The organism is Pseudomonas sp. UBA7530 (genome assembly GCF_002479365.1).
Classification (GTDB): Bacteria; Pseudomonadota; Gammaproteobacteria; order Pseudomonadales; family Pseudomonadaceae; genus Aquipseudomonas.
Genome location: NZ_DLMS01000011.1, coordinates 180,004 through 196,422 on the forward strand (window position 1 = coordinate 180,004; position 16,419 = coordinate 196,422).

Annotated in this window: 18 protein-coding genes; 13 read left to right on the forward strand and 5 right to left on the reverse strand. The window is 64.7% G+C overall.

Translation table 11 applies throughout. The annotated features are described in order from the left end of the window. Positions 1-35: 35 nt before the first annotated feature. The 7 genes from nosZ to B2U07_RS14830 all read left to right on the forward strand — a co-directional run bounded on the left by nosZ (position 36) and on the right by B2U07_RS14830 (position 6,718). A complete protein-coding gene (nosZ, locus tag B2U07_RS14800; RefSeq protein ID WP_296277181.1) occupies positions 36-1,940 on the forward strand; it encodes a TAT-dependent nitrous-oxide reductase in 1,905 nt (634 codons plus the stop codon). Between the two features lie 221 nt (positions 1,941-2,161). Then, a complete protein-coding gene (locus B2U07_RS14805) occupies positions 2,162-3,397 on the forward strand; it encodes a nitrous oxide reductase family maturation protein NosD (RefSeq protein WP_419096360.1) in 1,236 nt (411 codons plus the stop codon). After that, entirely contained in the window at positions 3,394-4,320 is a 927-nt protein-coding gene (locus B2U07_RS14810) for an ABC transporter ATP-binding protein (protein WP_296277183.1), read from the forward strand. The genes B2U07_RS14805 and B2U07_RS14810 overlap by 4 nt, the downstream gene beginning before the upstream one ends. Then, positions 4,317-5,141, forward strand: a complete 825-nt coding sequence (locus B2U07_RS14815; RefSeq protein WP_296277184.1) for an ABC transporter permease — start codon at positions 4,317-4,319, stop codon at positions 5,139-5,141. Before B2U07_RS14810 ends, B2U07_RS14815 begins: the two co-directional genes overlap by 4 nt. A 182-nt stretch (positions 5,142-5,323) precedes the next feature. Further along, a complete protein-coding gene (locus B2U07_RS14820; RefSeq protein ID WP_296277185.1) occupies positions 5,324-5,896 on the forward strand; it encodes a nitrous oxide reductase accessory protein NosL in 573 nt (190 codons plus the stop codon). A gap of 29 nt (positions 5,897-5,925) precedes the next feature. Beyond that, complete coding sequence (gene tatA, locus B2U07_RS14825; protein ID WP_296270367.1) at positions 5,926-6,108, forward strand: twin-arginine translocase TatA/TatE family subunit; 183 nt, start codon at positions 5,926-5,928, stop codon at positions 6,106-6,108. A gap of 157 nt (positions 6,109-6,265) precedes the next feature. Beyond that, positions 6,266-6,718 carry an REP-associated tyrosine transposase gene (locus tag B2U07_RS14830; protein ID WP_275546536.1) on the forward strand — a complete coding sequence of 151 codons (453 nt, stop codon included), beginning with the start codon at positions 6,266-6,268 and terminating at the stop codon, positions 6,716-6,718. A 331-nt stretch (positions 6,719-7,049) separates the two neighbouring features. On the opposite strand, the gene B2U07_RS14835 is transcribed toward B2U07_RS14830, so the two are convergent. Together B2U07_RS14835 and nirK are read right to left on the reverse strand one after the other, a co-directional pair. After that, positions 7,050-7,775 (reverse strand): SUMF1/EgtB/PvdO family nonheme iron enzyme, encoded by a 726-nt coding sequence (locus B2U07_RS14835; protein WP_296277186.1) that lies wholly within the window; start codon positions 7,773-7,775, stop codon positions 7,050-7,052. 4 nt (positions 7,776-7,779) lie between these two features. Then, positions 7,780-8,865, reverse strand: coding sequence for a copper-containing nitrite reductase (gene nirK / locus B2U07_RS14840; RefSeq protein WP_296277187.1), 1,086 nt, complete (start codon positions 8,863-8,865; stop codon positions 7,780-7,782). A 167-nt stretch (positions 8,866-9,032) separates the two neighbouring features. Between nirK and B2U07_RS14845 the strand changes: the two genes are divergently transcribed. The 3 genes from B2U07_RS14845 to B2U07_RS14855 are packed head-to-tail and all read left to right on the forward strand — an operon-like array spanning position 9,033 to position 10,660. Next, positions 9,033-9,740: a Crp/Fnr family transcriptional regulator gene (locus B2U07_RS14845; protein ID WP_296277188.1), complete on the forward strand. Its 708-nt coding sequence runs from the start codon at positions 9,033-9,035 to the stop codon at positions 9,738-9,740. 16 nt (positions 9,741-9,756) lie between these two features. After that, a complete protein-coding gene (locus B2U07_RS14850; protein WP_296277626.1) occupies positions 9,757-10,467 on the forward strand; it encodes a Crp/Fnr family transcriptional regulator in 711 nt (236 codons plus the stop codon). 4 nt (positions 10,468-10,471) lie between these two features. Further along, positions 10,472-10,660 carry a protein DnrP gene (locus B2U07_RS14855; protein ID WP_197857668.1) on the forward strand — a complete coding sequence of 63 codons (189 nt, stop codon included), beginning with the start codon at positions 10,472-10,474 and terminating at the stop codon, positions 10,658-10,660. A gap of 14 nt (positions 10,661-10,674) precedes the next feature. Here B2U07_RS14855 and B2U07_RS14860 read toward each other — a convergent pair whose 3' ends face one another. Next, a complete protein-coding gene (locus B2U07_RS14860) occupies positions 10,675-11,493 on the reverse strand; it encodes a helix-turn-helix domain-containing protein (RefSeq protein WP_197857669.1) in 819 nt (272 codons plus the stop codon). 160 nt (positions 11,494-11,653) lie between these two features. On the opposite strand from B2U07_RS14860, the gene B2U07_RS14865 reads away from it, so the two are divergent. The 3 genes from B2U07_RS14865 to B2U07_RS14875 all read left to right on the forward strand — a co-directional run bounded on the left by B2U07_RS14865 (position 11,654) and on the right by B2U07_RS14875 (position 14,685). Beyond that, positions 11,654-13,093, forward strand: a complete 1,440-nt coding sequence (locus B2U07_RS14865; RefSeq protein ID WP_197857670.1) for an alanine/glycine:cation symporter family protein — start codon at positions 11,654-11,656, stop codon at positions 13,091-13,093. 131 nt (positions 13,094-13,224) lie between these two features. Beyond that, on the forward strand, positions 13,225-14,214 hold the full coding sequence (locus tag B2U07_RS14870) for an asparaginase (protein WP_275546543.1): 990 nt from the start codon (positions 13,225-13,227) through the stop codon (positions 14,212-14,214). 27 nt (positions 14,215-14,241) lie between these two features. Next, positions 14,242-14,685: a GNAT family N-acetyltransferase gene (locus B2U07_RS14875; protein ID WP_275546544.1), complete on the forward strand. Its 444-nt coding sequence runs from the start codon at positions 14,242-14,244 to the stop codon at positions 14,683-14,685. A 77-nt stretch (positions 14,686-14,762) separates the two neighbouring features. Here B2U07_RS14875 and B2U07_RS14880 read toward each other — a convergent pair whose 3' ends face one another. Further along, on the reverse strand, positions 14,763-15,158 hold the full coding sequence (locus B2U07_RS14880) for a RidA family protein (RefSeq protein WP_013713310.1): 396 nt from the start codon (positions 15,156-15,158) through the stop codon (positions 14,763-14,765). A 212-nt stretch (positions 15,159-15,370) separates the two neighbouring features. Continuing rightward, positions 15,371-16,279 (reverse strand): glutaminase B, encoded by a 909-nt coding sequence (gene glsB, locus B2U07_RS14885; RefSeq protein WP_275546545.1) that lies wholly within the window; start codon positions 16,277-16,279, stop codon positions 15,371-15,373. Positions 16,280-16,419 lie beyond the last annotated feature (140 nt).

Below are 16,419 nucleotides of genomic sequence, written 5' to 3' on the forward strand. Positions count from 1 at the left end.
GCGGCAGGCGTGTTATTTCCCAACAGGAGCGACCCATGAGCGACAAACAAAGCGATAAGGATGAAAAAACCGGTCTGAGCCGGCGCGGCTTTCTCGGCGCCAGCGCACTTACCAGTGCCGCCGTGGCCGCCAGTGGCCTGGTCGGCGGGGTGATGACCCGCGACAGCTGGGCAGCGGCTGCCAAGGAGGCGCAGCAGAAGATCCATGTCGCCCCCGGCGAGCTGGACGAGTACTACGGCTTCTGGAGCGGTGGCCACCAGGGCGAGGTGCGTGTGCTCGGAATTCCCTCGATGCGCGAGCTGATGCGCATCCCGGTGTTCAACGTCGACTCGGCGACCGGCTGGGGCCTGACCAACGAGAGCCGGCACATCCTCGGCGACAGCGCCAAGTTCCTCAATGGTGACTGCCACCACCCACATATCTCGATGACCGACGGCAAGTACGACGGCAAGTACCTGTTCATCAACGACAAGGCCAACAGCCGCGTCGCACGCATCCGCCTGGACATCATGAAGTGCGACAAGATCACCACCATTCCCAATGTCCAGGCCATCCACGGCCTGCGCCTGCAGAAGGTGCCGCACACCAAGTACGTGTTCTGCAACGCCGAGTTCATCATCCCGCACCCCAATGACGGCAAGGTCTTCGACCTCGAGGACGAGAACAGCTTCACCCTGTACAACGCCGTGGATGCCGAAACCATGGAGGTGGCCTTCCAGGTCATCGTCGACGGCAACCTCGACAATACCGACATGGACTACACCGGGCGCTTCACCGCCGCCACCTGCTACAACTCGGAGAAGGCCTTCGACCTCGGCGGCATGATGCGCAACGAGCGCGACTGGGTGGTGGTGTTCGACATCCCGGCCGTGGAGAAGGAGATCAAGGCCGGTCGCTTCATCACCCTCGGCGACTCCAAGGTGCCGGTGGTTGACGGGCGCAAGAAGGACGGCAAGGACAGTGTGGTGACCCGCTACATCCCGGTGCCGAAGAACCCGCACGGCCTGAACACCTCCACCGACGGCAAGTACTTCATCGCCAACGGCAAGCTGTCGCCGACCTGCACCATGATCGCCATCGACCTGCTGCCCGAGCTGTTCGCCGGCAAGCTCAAGGACCCGCGCGACGTAGTGGTCGGCGAGCCCGAGCTGGGCCTCGGCCCGCTGCACACCACCTTCGATGGTCGCGGCAACGCCTACACCACGCTGTTCATCGACAGCCAGGTGGTCAAGTGGAACATGGAAGAGGCCCGTCGCGCCTACAAGGGCGAGAAGGTCAACTACATCAAGCAGAAGCTCGACGTGCACTACCAGCCCGGCCACCTGCACGCCTCGCTGTGCGAAACCAGCGAAGCCGATGGCAAGTGGCTGGTGGCGCTGTCGAAGTTCTCCAAGGACCGCTTCCTGCCCACCGGCCCGCTGCACCCGGAGAACGACCAGTTGATCGACATCTCCGGCGACGTGATGAAGCTGGTGCACGACGGCCCGACCTTCGCCGAGCCGCATGACTGCATCATGGCCCGCCGCGACCAGATCAAGACGCGCAAGATCTGGGACCGCAACGACCCCTTCTTCGCCCCGACCGTGGCCATGGCCAAGAAGGACGGCATCAAGCTGGAGGAAGACAATAAGGTCATCCGCGAAGGCAACAAGGTGCGCGTGTACATGACCTCCATGGCGCCGGCCTACGGCCTGACCGAGTTCAAGGTCAAGCAGGGTGATGAAGTCACCGTGGTGATCACCAACATGGACCAGATCGAGGACGTGTCCCACGGCTTCGTCATGGTCAACCACGGCGTGAGCATGGAGATCAGCCCCAACCAGACCTCGTCGATCACCTTCATCGCCGACAAGCCCGGTCTGCACTGGTACTACTGCAGCTGGTTCTGCCACGCGCTGCACATGGAAATGGTCGGCCGCATGATGGTCGAGCCGGCCTGACGCCGGGGCCGGGAAAGGCTGCCTTCCCCGGCCTCGCTTTCAGCAGCCACACCTCATCGTGGGAGCGGACTTGTCCGCGAGTACTTGTGGATAAACGTTCGAGTCCGCTCCCACAAAACGCGATGCACCGTACGAACAGGTGGACGAAGGTAAGTGCAGTGATCCGATATACCAAGTTCCCCGCGACCTGCGCCGTGCTGCTGCTCGGTGCGGGCTCCGCCATGGCGCAGGTGCAGCCTATCTCGACGCTGCCGCTGCAGGCGCAGGGCGAGAACCGCTGGCTGCTACCGGCAGGCGAGTATCCTGGGCAGTTCGTCATCGACCAGCCCATGCAACTGCGTTGTGCGGCCGGCGCCGTGCTGCAGGCTGAGGGGCAAGGCAGTGCGTTGTTGATCGAAGCCAGCGACGTCAGCGTCGAAGGCTGCACCCTCCTCGACTGGGGCCGCGATCTCACCGCCATGGATGCCGGCGTGCATATCGCCCATACCGCCCACGATGTGGTGGTGCGCGACAACCACCTGAGCGGGCCGGGCTTCGGCCTCTGGGTCGACCGCAGCGAGAATGTCAGCCTGATCGGCAATCGCATCGAGGGCGACCCGGGCATCCGCTCGCAGGACCGCGGCAACGGCATCCATCTGTTCGCCGTGCGCGGTGCGCGAGTGATCGACAACCACGTACGCAACACCCGCGACGGCAGCTACATCGACACCTCCCACGGCAACCACCTGGAGGGCAACGTCCTCGAGGACCTGCGCTACGGCGTGCACTACATGTTCGCCAACGACAACCGTGTGATCGGTAACGTCACCCGGCGCACCCGTACCGGCTTCGCGCTGATGCAGAGCCGCAAGCTGACCGTGGTCGGCAACCGCTCCGAGCAGGACCGCAACTACGGCATCCTGATGAACTACATCACCTACTCGACTATCCGCGACAACGTCGTCACCGACGTGCAGCCCGGCGACACCGGTGGTGACAGCATGATCAGCGGCGATGAGGGCAAGGCGCTGTTCATCTACAACTCGCTGTTCAACAGCATCGAGAACAACCACTTCGCCCGCAGCACCCTGGGCATTCACCTCACCGCCGGCTCCGAGGACAACCGCATCGCCGGCAATGCCTTCGTCGACAACCAGCAGCAGGTGAAATACGTCGCCACTCGCACCCAGGAGTGGTCGGTGGACGGCCGCGGCAACTACTGGAGCGACTACCTGGGCTGGGACCGCAACGACGACGGCCTGGGCGACGTCGCCTACGAGCCGAACGACAACGTCGACCGCCTGCTGTGGATGTACCCGCAGGTGCGCCTGCTGATGAACAGCCCGAGCATCGAGGTGTTGCGCTGGGTACAGCGCGCATTCCCGGTGGTCAGGTCGCCGGGCGTGCAGGACAGCCATCCGCTGATGCGCCCGCCCACTGCAACACAGTCGAATACCGGCCTGGAGGCTGCGCCATGAATGCCGTCGATATCCACAGCGTCAGCCAGCGTTACGGGCGCATGACCGTACTGCACGACCTTGACCTCAGCCTTGGCGAAGGCGAGGTCCTTGGGCTGTTCGGCCATAACGGCGCCGGCAAGACCACCAGCATGAAGCTGATCCTCGGTCTGCTGTCACCCAGTGCCGGCCAGGTGCGCGTGCTCGGCCGCGCGCCCGATGATCCACAGGTGCGCCGCCAGCTCGGCTACCTGCCGGAGAACGTCATGTTCTATCCGCAGCTCAGCGGTCGTGAAACCCTGCGTCACTTCGCACGCCTCAAGGGCGCGGCGCTGAGCCAGGTCGACGAACTGCTGGAGCAGGTCGGCCTGATGCCTGCCGCCGAGCGGCGGGTGAAAACCTATTCCAAGGGCATGCGCCAGCGTCTCGGCCTGGCCCAGGCGATACTCGGCGAGCCGCGCCTGCTGCTGCTCGACGAGCCCACGGTGGGCCTCGATCCGATCGCCACCCAAGACCTCTACCAACTGATCGACCGCCTGCGCCAACGCGGCACCGGCATCATCCTCTGCTCACACGTATTGCCCGGTGTGGAAGCGCACATCAATCGCGCGGCGATTCTTGCCGGCGGCCGCCTGCAGGCGGTCGGCAGCCTCGGCGAGCTACGCAGTGCCGCCGGCCTGCCGGTGCGCATCCGTGCCACGGGTATTCGCGCCGGCGAACGGTTGCTGCAGCGCTGGGACGCGGCCGGCCACTGTGCGCGCAGCCTGGGTGAGCAGAGTGTCGAGGTGGAGGCGCTCAATGGCCACAAGCTGCCGCTGCTGCGCCAGTTGCTCGATGAAGGTGCTGCGCAGGACATCGAGATTCACCAGCCTTCGCTGGAGGATCTGTATCGCCATTACATGGAACGCGCCGGTGCTGCGGGCGTGCTGGAGGGCAAAGCATGAGTCAGGTGTGGAACATCGCGCGCAAGGAGCTCAGCGACGGCCTGCGCAATCGCTGGTTGTTGGCCATCAGCCTGCTGTTCGCCGCTCTGGCAGTGGGCATCGCCTGGCTCGGCGCGGCAGCCTCAGGGCAGCTGGGTTTTACCTCGATCCCGGCGACCATCGCCAGCCTGGCGAGCCTGGCCACCTTTCTCATGCCGCTGATTGCCTTGCTGCTGGCCTATGACGCCATCGTCGGCGAGGACGAGGGCGGCACGCTGATGCTGTTGCTGACCCACCCTCTGGGGCGCGGGCAGATACTGCTCGGCAAGTTCGTCGGCCACGGCCTGATCCTCGCCCTGGCGGTGCTCATCGGCTTTGGCGGCGCGGCACTGGCCATCGGCCTGCTGGTGGAGGATGTCGAGTTGGCCACACTGGCCTGGGCGTTCGGCCGCTTCATGCTGTCCTCGACGCTGCTCGGCTGGGTGTTCCTGGCGATGGCCTACGTGCTCAGCGCCAGGGTCAGCGAGAAATCCAGCGCGGCCGGCCTGGCGCTGGGGGTGTGGTTTCTCTTCGTGCTGGTATTCGACCTGGCGTTGCTGGCGCTGCTGGTGTTCAGCGAAGGCAGGTTCAATCCCGAACTGCTGCCCTGGCTGCTGTTGCTCAACCCCACCGACATCTACCGCCTGATCAACCTGGCCGGCTTCGACGGCAGCGGCATGGGCGTGCTGACGCTGGGCAGCGACCTGCCCCTGCCCGGCAGTGCGCTGTGGCTGTGCCTGCTGGCCTGGGCCGGAGCCTTGCTGCTACTGGCCTACGTCGTTTTTCGCCGGCGCCCGACCTGATGCACCCGCGCGAGTGTGAGTTTCTGTGGGGGCGGCCTCGGCCGCGAAGCTTTTCTGCCCCCCTTATTCGCGGACAAGTCCGCTCCCACATGCATGGCGCCCGTGGGAGCGGACTTGTCCGCGAAATCCCAGCGTCTGCCACCACCGCCCAACCTTCCCACTGACTCGAGGAACCTCGCCCCATGAACTACCTGTACCGCACCAGCGCGATAGCGCTGCTCGCCACCGCCACCGCCACCGCCCTCGCCTTCGGCCTGGCCGGCTGCGGCGACAAGGAACAGACCACGCAGACACTGGAGTCGGTGGCCTTTCATCCGAGTGATGAGTGTCATGTCTGCGGCATGATCATCGCCGACTTCCCTGGCCCCAAAGGTGAGGCGGTGGCCAGTTACGGCGTGAAGAAATTCTGCTCCACCGCCGAGCTGCTCGGCTGGTGGCTGCAGCCGGAGAACCGCGTCAGCGGCGCCCGGCTGTACGTCCACGACATGGGCCGCAGCGTGTGGGAGCACCCGGACGACGAACACCTGATCGATGCCACCAGCGCCTTCTACGTGATCGGCATTTCGCTGAAGAACGCCATGGGCGCGCCGCTGGCCAGCTTCGCCAGCGAGAAGCAGGCGCAGCAGCTGGCGGCCATGCACGGCGGGCGCGTGCTGCGCTTTGACGAAATCGACCAGGCGCTGCTGCAGGAGGCCGCAGGCCAGCAGCATGGTGGCGCCATGCACGGGCATGCACATGGCCATGCCGTTCACTGAGCTGCGATTAACCAGAGGAGATAAGCGCCATGATGGGTTTGAGTGTGTGGAAACTTTTGGTCATCGCACTGCTGGTAATGATGCTGTTCGGCACCCGCCGCCTGCGCAGCATTGGCTCGGATCTGGGCGGTGCGATCAGCGGCTTTCGCCGCTCGATGCGCGATGATCGAGATCCGGTGACGAGCGACGAAGCGCCGCGTGAGCTGAAGTAGTCGCGGACCCCGTTCGCGGACAAGTCCGCTCCCACAAAGCCCGCTCCCTCCAGTGGTGCTGAGAACCTGTGGGAACGGACTTGTCCGCGAAGCGCTTTGCCGGCATGAAAAGTCTGCTGTGCTATACCAAAGTCTCCGCTTATCAGGAGGCAAAGGAATGCCCGCCCAATCCCACCGCTTGCGCCTTGGCCGCCACTGCCAGCCAGGCCGTCCCTACCTGCTGACCACTACCACTCAACGGCGCCAACCACTGTTTGGCGATTTCGATCTGGCGCGCCTGCTGGTGGCCGAGCTGCGTGCCGCCAGCGAAGAGGGCTGGGTGACGTCGTTGGCTTGGGTGGTGATGCCGGATCACCTGCACTGGCTGGTCGAACTGCACGGCAAGCCGCTGGACAAGCTGATGCGGCGGATCAAGAGCAATAGCGCGCGGCATATCAACCGCAGACGTGGGTGTTCAGGCGTGCTGTGGCAGCAGGGCTTCCACGACCGGGCCATTCGTCGGGAGGAGGACCTTCTGCCCGTTGCGCGTTACATCATCGCCAATCCTTTGCGGGCGGGGTTGGTCGAGCATATTGGCGATTACCCGTTGTGGGATACTTGCTGGTTATGAGGCTTGAGGCTTGAGGCTTTGGCCTGGAAGAGCTTCGCGGACAAGTCCGCTCCCACAGTTTGGAAGCCGGTGTGCCGCTGGTTTGAAGGAAGAGACGCCGTCGCTTTTGTGGGAGCGGACTTGTCCGCGAATGGAGCTGCAACGGTGGATCAGGATGATCAGCGAGTCGTTTGGCGAGATGCCCAGGCGCGCTGCGAAATCAGCAGAAAAGCTTCGCGGACGAGTCCGCTCCCACAGGTTGGGAGCGGGTGTGTCGCTGGTTTGAAGGAAGAGATGCCGTCGCTTTTTTTGTGGGAGCGGACTCGTCCGCGAATAGAGGGTTAAGCAGCGATCACTCCCGCACCAATCGAAACCCCAGGTTGCTCGGCGGCACGCCCACCGAGCAGGCGCCGCTGATCGGGTCACGAACGAAGTCGGAGAGCCCGCTGGGATGTTGCCCGGCAGCGATGCGGATACCGCAGAAGTCGCCCTTGCCGAAGCAGCTGTCGGTCCATTCCCAGACATTGCCGGCCACATCGAGCAGGCCGTTGGCGTTGCTGCCCTGGCTGCCGAAGGCCCGCGGGCGCGGGTCCAGCGGCTTGCGTCGGGACTCGCGGTCGTACTCCGCCAGCCAGCGCTGCGCCGGGTTGCGGGCGTCATCGAAAACCTGTGCCTGAATGTCCTGGAACGCCTCGCCAGCGGCCAGGACCCACTCTGCATATGTCGGCAGACGGTGAATTACGCCCGTGCGCTGCGTCAGCCACTGGGCGTAGGCGCTGGCGTCCATCCAGCTGACGCCCACGGCCGGCAGGTCGGCAGCGCTCGCCTCGCGCAAGTCGCCATCCAGTGGCAGGCAGGCGTTGGCCGCGACGCAGGCCGCGTATTCCGCCTGGCTGACCTGGCGGCGCATGATGGCGAAGCCGTCGCTGTGCTGTTCGAAGGTCGCACCGCTGGCATCGGCGGCCTGGTACCGGGCAGTGCCGGCAGCGATCCGTACCCAGTCGTTTTCGTCGATGCCGCTCGTCTGCATACATCCGCCGAGCAGCATCGCACCCACCAGCAGTGCTCTCATCGCCATGCCCTTACTTCGCAGTGATCGGGCCGGGGGCCTTGATCTGCTTCATCAGGTCATCGTTCCACTCGCCTTCCACCTTGAGGTGGCCGGCAGCGCCCAGCTCCATCGCCTCGATCAGGTTGTGGTTGACGTAGGCGTACACGCCCGGCTGCTTGAAGGTGTACAGCGCCGCACCGGCCGAGCCGCCGCGGATGAACCAGGTTTCCAGGTTCTTCTCCGGCGGGTTGTCGAACTTGCCGGTTTCCCAGACCCAGTCGCCGTGGCCACCGATCAGGTGCGGGCGGGTGTCGCGGTTGGCCTGCGAATGGATGAACAGCACGGTCTCGCCGACCTTGGCGGTCAGGGCGCCGTCGCCAGTCAGTGCACCGACCTTGCCGTTGAACACCACGTGGGTCGGGATCAGGGTGCGCATCGCTTCGCGCGAGTCCTGGAAGCTGGAGCCGAGGTCGGGGTAGTCCTTGTACTTGCCGTCCTTGTCCTTGGGTATGTACAGGTCGAATTCGCCGATGGTGTAGGCGCGGTCGTAGTGCAGCGGCTTGCCCTCCGGGTCCTTGAGGCCATCGCGCGGCAACACCATGAGGGTGCCACTCATGCCGGCGAGCACATGCCAGGCGACCATGCCTTCCGGCGCGCAGTGGTAGACGAAGGTGCCGCTGCGGTCGGCCTTGAAGCGCAGCACCACTTCTTCGCCCGGTGCCACCTGGGTCAGCTTGGCGCCGCCCAGCGCGCCAGTGGCGGCATGGAAGTCGATGTTGTGCGGCATGGCGTTGCTGGCCGGGTTGACCAGGGTGAGCTCCACGTAGTCGCCCTCGTGCACGACCATGGTCGGGCCGGGCATGGAGCCGTCGAAGGTCATGGCCTGCAGGGTGGTGCCCTGGCCGTCGATGACCATCTTCTTCTCCTCGATGGTCATGCGGAACTGCACCACCTTCGGCTTGGCGCTGGTGGCCTGCTCATGCGCATGCACTTGTGGCGGCGCGACCAGGTCGACCTTGACCCGCTCCAGGCCAGCGGTGGTGTCGGCCAGCAGCGAGGTGCTGGTGAAGCTCAGGGCGATGGCGCTGGCGATCAGTAGCGGTTTGAAGCCTTTCATGCTGTGTCCCCTTTTATGGTTGGCTGGAACCATTTCAGGGCAAGCGATCTTCGCCTTCTTTGTCCTGGAACAAAGAAGTGGTGGGCAGCGACAACTTACCGCAGCGGCTGACGCAGGCGACGCGCTACGATCAGCACATCCGCCGCATTGCACCGAATTGATGCCTTATGCCTCCCGAACTCGAGCTGATCGCACGCCTGCCTCTGTTCTCGCCCTTGAGCGACGACGAGCTCGAGCACGTCGTGGCGCACGCTCAGCGGTGCGATGTCCTCAAGGGGGATTTCGTGTTCCGGCAGGGCGAGGCGGCCCGGCATTTCTTCTTTCTGCTCGGCGGCCACCTGCAGATTTCCCAGCTGACCCCGGCCGGCGAGCGTGTGGTGGTGCGCTACGTCTGTGCCGGCGAGTTGTTCGGCCTTGCCCGCGCCATGGCGCTGAGCCATTTTCCGGCATCCGCCGTCGCGGTGGAGAACAGCAGCGTGCTGCGCTGGCCATCGACGCAGTGGGAGTCGCTCAGCCGGGTTTGCCCGCATTTGGGCGAGCATGTGGTGCGCGCGCTCGGGCAGCGCCTGCAGGACGCCCACCAGCGTATCCGCGAGCTGTCCACTGAGCGCGTCGAACAGCGCCTGGCGCACGCCCTGTTGCGCCTGGCCCAGCATTCCGGGCGCCGCACCGGCAACGGCGTCAGCATCGATTTTCCCCTGTCGCGTCAGAACCTCGCGGAAATGACCGGCACCACCCTGCACACCGTCAGCCGTCTGCTCAGTGCCTGGAAGGAGCGCGGACTGCTGGAGCTGGGGCGCCAGCACGTGGTGCTCCTCGATTTGGACGGCATCGCCCGCTATGCCGAACCACCGGAGACCGAGCATGTTCAGTAACACCATTGCGACCCGAATGATCGCCTCGTCGGGCAGCCAGGAATCGTCCCGGGTGCAGCATCGCGTTCATCACCAGATCTTGCGCAGCCATCACCTGTTCGAGCCGATGGCCGACGAGCAGCTGGACGAACTGCTGGCCGACAGCCAACTGCTCAACCTCGACAAGGGCGACATCCTGTTCATGCAGGGCGAGCCGGCGCACGCGTTCTTTTTCGTGATCTCCGGGGCGGTGAAAATCTACCGCCTGACCCCGGACGGCCAGGAAAAGGTGTTCGAGGTGATCGGCGAGCGCAATACCTTCGCCGAGGCGATGATGCTAATGGACACCCCCGACTACGTGGCCTCGGCCCAGGCGCTTGGCCCGACGCAGCTGTACCGCTTCTCCAACGCCACCTACATGCGCCTGCTGCAGGGCAACTCGCGACTGACCTTCGCCCTGCTCGGCAAACTGTGCATCCGCCTGCACCAGCGCATCAACGAGATCGAAACGCTGTCGCTGAAGAACGCCACGCACCGCGTGGTGCGTTACCTGCTCACCCAGCTGGCGCGCAGCGAGGGCGACGAAGTGGAGCTGCCGATGGCCCGGCAGCTGATCGCCGGGCACCTGTCGATTCAGCCCGAGACCTTCTCGCGCATCATTCGCCGTCTGGTTGACGAGCAGATCATCACCCAGCAGGCGCGGGTCATCCGCATCCTGGACCGGCAGCGCCTGGAACAGTTCGAGTAGCGCCATGAGCACCCGTACCTGCCTATACTGCCAACGCCCGCAACCCGCTTCAGCGCTCGAATGCGGCGATTGTGGCATGCCCTTGCCCACTCACCTGCCACAGCTGCGCCGGCAGCGACGCTTCCTGTGGTTCTGCATGGGCCTCACGGTGTTCTGCGTGGTGATGATGCTGTGGTTGCCGCGTAGCGTCTGAACGGGCGGCGAAGGTCACTCCATCTCGAACAATCCGTCACGCACCTGCGCGCTGCCCAGGCGCTGGCGAATGTCGTCGTCGATGCGTGCGTCGTCCGGCGCGTAGAGCATCAGTTGACGATAGGCGTTGACCCGGTTGATCTCGTTGCCCAGGTACTGCCAGACCACGCGGGTGCAAGCCGGAGTGCGGCGGTCGCCGCTGGAAACGCCGGTCTTGATGCCGTTGAGGCGGATGATGCGGCTCTTGAAGCTGGGAATGAGGATGGTCTGGCTCATCTCGTTGCCGGTGAGCGACTCGTAGTCCACCAGAAACAGGCGGTCCTGCAGAAAGAACGCGGTGCCCAGGTAGCGGCAGCGCACCCAGTCCTCGCTGCCACCCCGGGTAGACTCCTGACGTTCCTGGCGCTCCTGGCGCTCGAACAGGTAGTTGCCGCGCTCCTCGCGCAGGTGCACCAGCGACAGCAGCACGTGCCCCGGCACCGACATGCAGTTGGAATATTCGAAGTAGTAGCCGCAGTAGCGCTCCATCGGGCTGGCCTGGCGACGCAGCGGGGCGAACAGTTCCAGCAGCGGATCGCTGCCGCCTTGCTGCTGCGCAGCGCCGCTGCGGGCGCCGATCAGGCGGGAGAACTGCTCGGCCGGCATGGCCAGTTCGAAGGGTTCGACACCGAAGAAATCGCAGATACGCTTGAGGTTGTGCGAGGTCGGCCGGCTCAGCCCGGCCAGGTAGCGATTGAACTGCGCACGATTGATCGCCAGCTTGCGACACACCTCGGCAATCGAGCGGTAGTGGCTGCAGAGCAGTTTCAGGTTGGCGCCGAGGGAATCGGACATATAGCTGCTCCAGCTGATGCGAATGACGCGATTCTAGCATCAACTCGCGTCGTTTCGCCGCGACCTGCGAAATTGCCCGATGAGGCCTCTATCGCGAACCATTCCGCAATCCGCCCGGCGGGGCGTAATCCCACTCAGAACAACAAGAGAGAAAGCCTCCATGCTCGATCTTCTCAATGACCTCATCTGGAGCAAGCTGCTGATCGTGATGCTGATCGGTCTCGGCCTGTACTTCACCATCGCTTCACGCTTCGTCCAGCTCCGCTACTTCGGCAGCATGTTCCGCATCTTCAGCGAGGCCTTGCAGCGCCAGCCGGGCCAGCTCAGCTCGTTCCAGGCCCTGATGCTCTCGGTGGCCGGCCGCGTCGGCGCCGGCAACATCGCCGGGGTATCCGTGGCGATCATGCTCGGTGGCCCTGGCGCCATCTTCTGGATGTGGATCGTGGCCCTGGTCGGCATGGCCACCAGCTACTTCGAGTGCTCCCTGGCCCAGCTGTACAAGCGTCGCGAAGCCGATGGCGGCTACCGCGGTGGCCCGGCGTTCTACATCCAGCACGGCCTCGGTCAGCGCTGGCTGGGCATCGTCGTGTCGATCCTGCTGCTGGTGACCTTCGGCTTCGGCTTCAACGCCGTGCAGTCCTTCACCGTCGCCAGCTCGCTGCATGACACCTTCGGCGTTCCGACCCTGGCCAGCGGCATCGCCCTGACCGTGGTGATCGGCCTGATCATCTTCGGTGGCATCAAGCGCATCGCGCAGTTCGCCGACGTGCTGGTGCCGGTCATGGCGTTCTCCTACATCGCCATGGCAGTGCTGGTGATCGGCATGAACATCGGCGAGGTGCCGGCCACCTTCGCCCTGATCTTCAACAGCGCCTTCGGCCTCGAGCCGGCCTTCGCCGGTGGTATCGGCGCAGCCATCATCATGGGCGTCAAGCGCGGCCTGTTCTCCAACGAGGCCGGCCTGGGCAGCGCGCCGAACGTGGCCGCCGTCGCCGAGGTCAAGCACCCGGCCGCGCAGGGCATCGTGCAGTCGCTCAGCGTATTCATCGACACCCTGATCCTGTGCAGCTGCACTGCGCTGATCATTCTGCTCTCGGGCGTCTACCAGCCAGGCATGGAGCAGGCCGGTGTGGTCCTGACCCAGAGCGCCGTCGCGGCCGTGGTCGGCGAGTGGGGCCGGGTATTCATCAGCCTGGCGCTGCTGCTGTTCGTCTTCACCACCCTGATCTACAACTACTACCTCGGCGAGAACGCCCTGGGCTTCTTCAGCCAGAAGCGCGGCCCGGTGATGGTTTACCGTGTGCTGGTGATCGGCCTGGTGCTGTGGGGTTCGGTGCAGGACCTGGGCACCGTGTTCGCTTTCGCCGACGTGACCATGGGTCTGCTGGCGATCTGCAACCTGATCGCCCTGGCGCTGCTGTTCAAGGTAGGCCTGCGGGTGATGCGCGACTACGATAGCCAGGTCAAGGCAGGCGTGAAGTCGCCGGTGTTCGATGCCAAGCAGTTCGCCGATCTGGACCTCGACCCTGCCGTGTGGGACAACCAGTCGAGCAATGCCGCCGACCCGGCGCAGGTCGGTGATCGCGCCTACCAGCGCTGATCTGACTCAGACGGAAAAAAGGGGGCAAGGCCCCCTTTTTCTTGGCCTGCCGAACTCTGGCAGCCATTCTTCGGGCAGTCGTGAGCGATGTTGTGAACGTTGCGTTTGCCCGTGATTTGCGAGGAGAGCCCATGGCGACCCCAGAAAAACTCCTGGTGCTGTACACAGGCGGCACCATCGGTATGCAGATGAGCGCAGACGGCCTGGCGCCGGCCTCGGGTTTCGAGGCGCGCATGCGTACCCAGCAAGCCAGCGAGAACACCAGCGAACTGCCGCAGTGGAGCTTTCGCGAGCTGCTGCCGCTGATCGACAGCGCCAACATGAACCCCGGTCACTGGCTGGCGTTGCGTGACGAGATCGTCACGGCCGTGGAGACGCATGGCCATGACGCCGTGCTGGTGCTGCATGGCACCGATACGCTGGCCTACAGCGCTGCGGCGCTGAGCTTTTTGCTGCTCGGCCTCGACGTGCCGGTGGTGCTGACCGGTGCCATGCAGCCGGCCGGTGTGGACGGCGGCGATGCCTGGCCCAACCTGTTCGGCGCCATGCGTGCGCTGCACCGCGGCGTGACGCCGGGCGTGCACCTGTACTTCAACGGTCAGCTGCTGCACGGCGCGCGCTGTTCGAAGCTGCGCAGCGATGCCTTCGATGCCTTCCAGGTGCTGCCGCGTCAGCGTCAGGCCGAGCATGTCGCGATCAGCGCCCTTATCGACTACCGTCAGGCGCGCGAGCGGGTGAACCTGGCCGTACTTCCGCTGCATCCGGCCGTGCAGGCGGGTCACCTCAGCGCCCTGCTCGACAGTGGCGTGAAGGGCGTGCTGCTGGAGTGCTACGGCAGCGGTACCGGCCCGGCCGGTGATGCCGAGCTGATGGCGGTGCTGCTCGATGCCCATGCGCGCGGCGTGGTGCTGGCGGCGATCAGCCAGTGCGCGCAGGGGCATGTGCAGTTCGGCGTGTACGCCGCCGGCAGTCGTCTTGCCGAGGCCGGGTTAGTGTCCTGCGGCGGTATGACCCGTGAGGCCGCGCTGGGCAAGCTGTTCGCCCTGCTCGGCGCCGGATTGACGCAGACCGAGGTGGAGCACTGGCTGGCGCGCGATCTCTGTGGTGAGATGAGCGACTGATCCACCTGCCCAAACAGAGGAAGGACGATGAGTATCGAAATTCGCCCTGTAGTCGCTGCCGATCACCCCGCCTGGTTGCCCTTGTGGCAGGGCTACCAGCGCTTCTACATGACCGATATCCCGGCCGAGACCGGCGCCGTCACCTGGCAGCGCTTTCTCGACCCCGCCGAGCCCATGGGCGCCGCGCTGGCCTGGCGCGGTGATCAGGCCGTCGGCCTAGTGCACTGGGTCATCCACCGCTCGACCTGGACCACCGGCGATTACTGCTACCTGCAGGACCTGTTCGTCGCCAAGGGCGAGCGCAGCGGCGGCGTCGGTCGTCAGCTGATCCAGCATGTCTACGAGCAGGCACGTGCCGCAGGCTGTTCACGGGTGCACTGGCTGACGCACGAGAGCAACAGCCAGGCCAAGCTGCTGTACGAGCGCATCGGCGAGCGCTCGGGTTTCGTGCAGTACCGCAAGCTGCTGTAGCGCGATGTACCCGCTGCCGTAGCCCGCATTCATCCATAGCGGCGTTCCTTCCCGGATTTCATCCGGGCTGCGCCGCCTCAAGGACGTCGCGCGATGAAATCGATCTCCACCAATGCGTGGCGGGCCAGCCCCGTGGTGCCGATACAGGTGCGCGCCGGGCGCTTGCCTTCGGGGAAGTAGCTGGCGTACACCGCGTTGAAGCGAGCGTAGTCGCCATAGAAATCGGTGAGGAAGGCACGCGCCGACACCACGTTTTCCAGGCCCAGGCCGAGCCCTTCGAGGACCACCAGCAGGTTGTCGAAGGTCTTGTGCGTCTGCGCCTCGATGCCTTCCGGCAGTGGCGCCGCTTCGTTGCCCGGATCGATCGGCAACTGGCCGGTGATGAACACCCAGCCATCGGCTTCGCAAGCATGGGAGAACGGCGCGACCGGCGCTGGCGCAGCGGCGAACATATGGTATTCGGGCATCGACATGGGCACTCCTGGTCTTCAAGTTAGCAGGCTGTTGAAAAACTATCTGCGTTGACAATACTGCGTTAAAAACGGCCTCAAAATGCTCATTTACAACTCGTAAACTGCGCTTTTTCGGCCGTTTTTTCCTTGTCTTGCCTGCCTCGCCTACGTTTTTCATCGGCCTGCTAGTGGCCGCACGACGGTGCGGCCTGTTGCGACCATAGCCTATCGAATCAGAACACCGACCAGCCGATGCGTTCGCTGAGCAGCTCTAGAGCTTTCATGCCGGCCAGCGAATTGCCGGCCGCGTTGAGCTCGGGCGACCACACGCAGACGCTGAAGCGCCCCGGCACCACAGCGACGATGCCACCGCCGACGCCGCTCTTGCCAGGCAGGCCGACGCGATAGGCGAAGTTGCCGGCCTCGTCGTACAGCCCGCTGGTGGCCATGATGGCGTTGATCTGCTTACTCTGCCGGGGCGACAGCACCTGCTCGCCGCTGTGCTTGCAGAAGCCCTGGTTGGCCAGGAAGCCGAAGGCGCGCGCCAGATCGACGCAGCTCATGCGCAGCGCGCAGCAACTGAAGTAGCTGCGCAGCACGGCCTCGACGTCGTTGTGAAAGTTGCCGAACGACTGCATCAGATACGCCGCCGCGGCATTGCGCGCGCGGTGCTGGTATTCGGACTCGGCGACATGGTTGTCCACCGTCACCTCGGGGTTGCCCGACAGACGCCGGACGAAGTCGCGCATCGACAGCGCCGGCGCGGCGTAGCGCGACTGATTGATGTCGCAGATCACCAGCGCGCCGGCGTTGATGAACGGATTGCGCGGCTTGCCGCGCTCGAACTCGAGCTGCACCAGCGAGTTGAACGGCTGCCCGGACGGCTCGTGGCCCAGGCGCTGCCAGATGCCTTCGCCGCTGTGGCCGATGGCCTGCACCAGGCTGAACACCTTGGAAATGCTCTGGATGGAAAAGGGCAACTGCGCATCGCCGGCGACATGCAACTGACCATCGTTGCCATACACGGCGATGCCCAACTGATCGGGCGCCACGCCGGCCAGCGCCGGGATGTAATCGGCCACCTTGCCCTGGCCGATCAGCGGGCGGACTTCATCGAGAATTTCGTTCAACAGCGCTTGCATGTTCGGGCTCGCGAGTAGGCCGGGGAGCGTCCCGGCAGGTCAGTGCTAGACGCCAGCGGACGTCATCGAATCACAGGCAATGGCTTGCCCTGGACCGCTAGCGCCCCTAGGCTCGGTCCTCCCCTGTCGCTGGCGTAGTT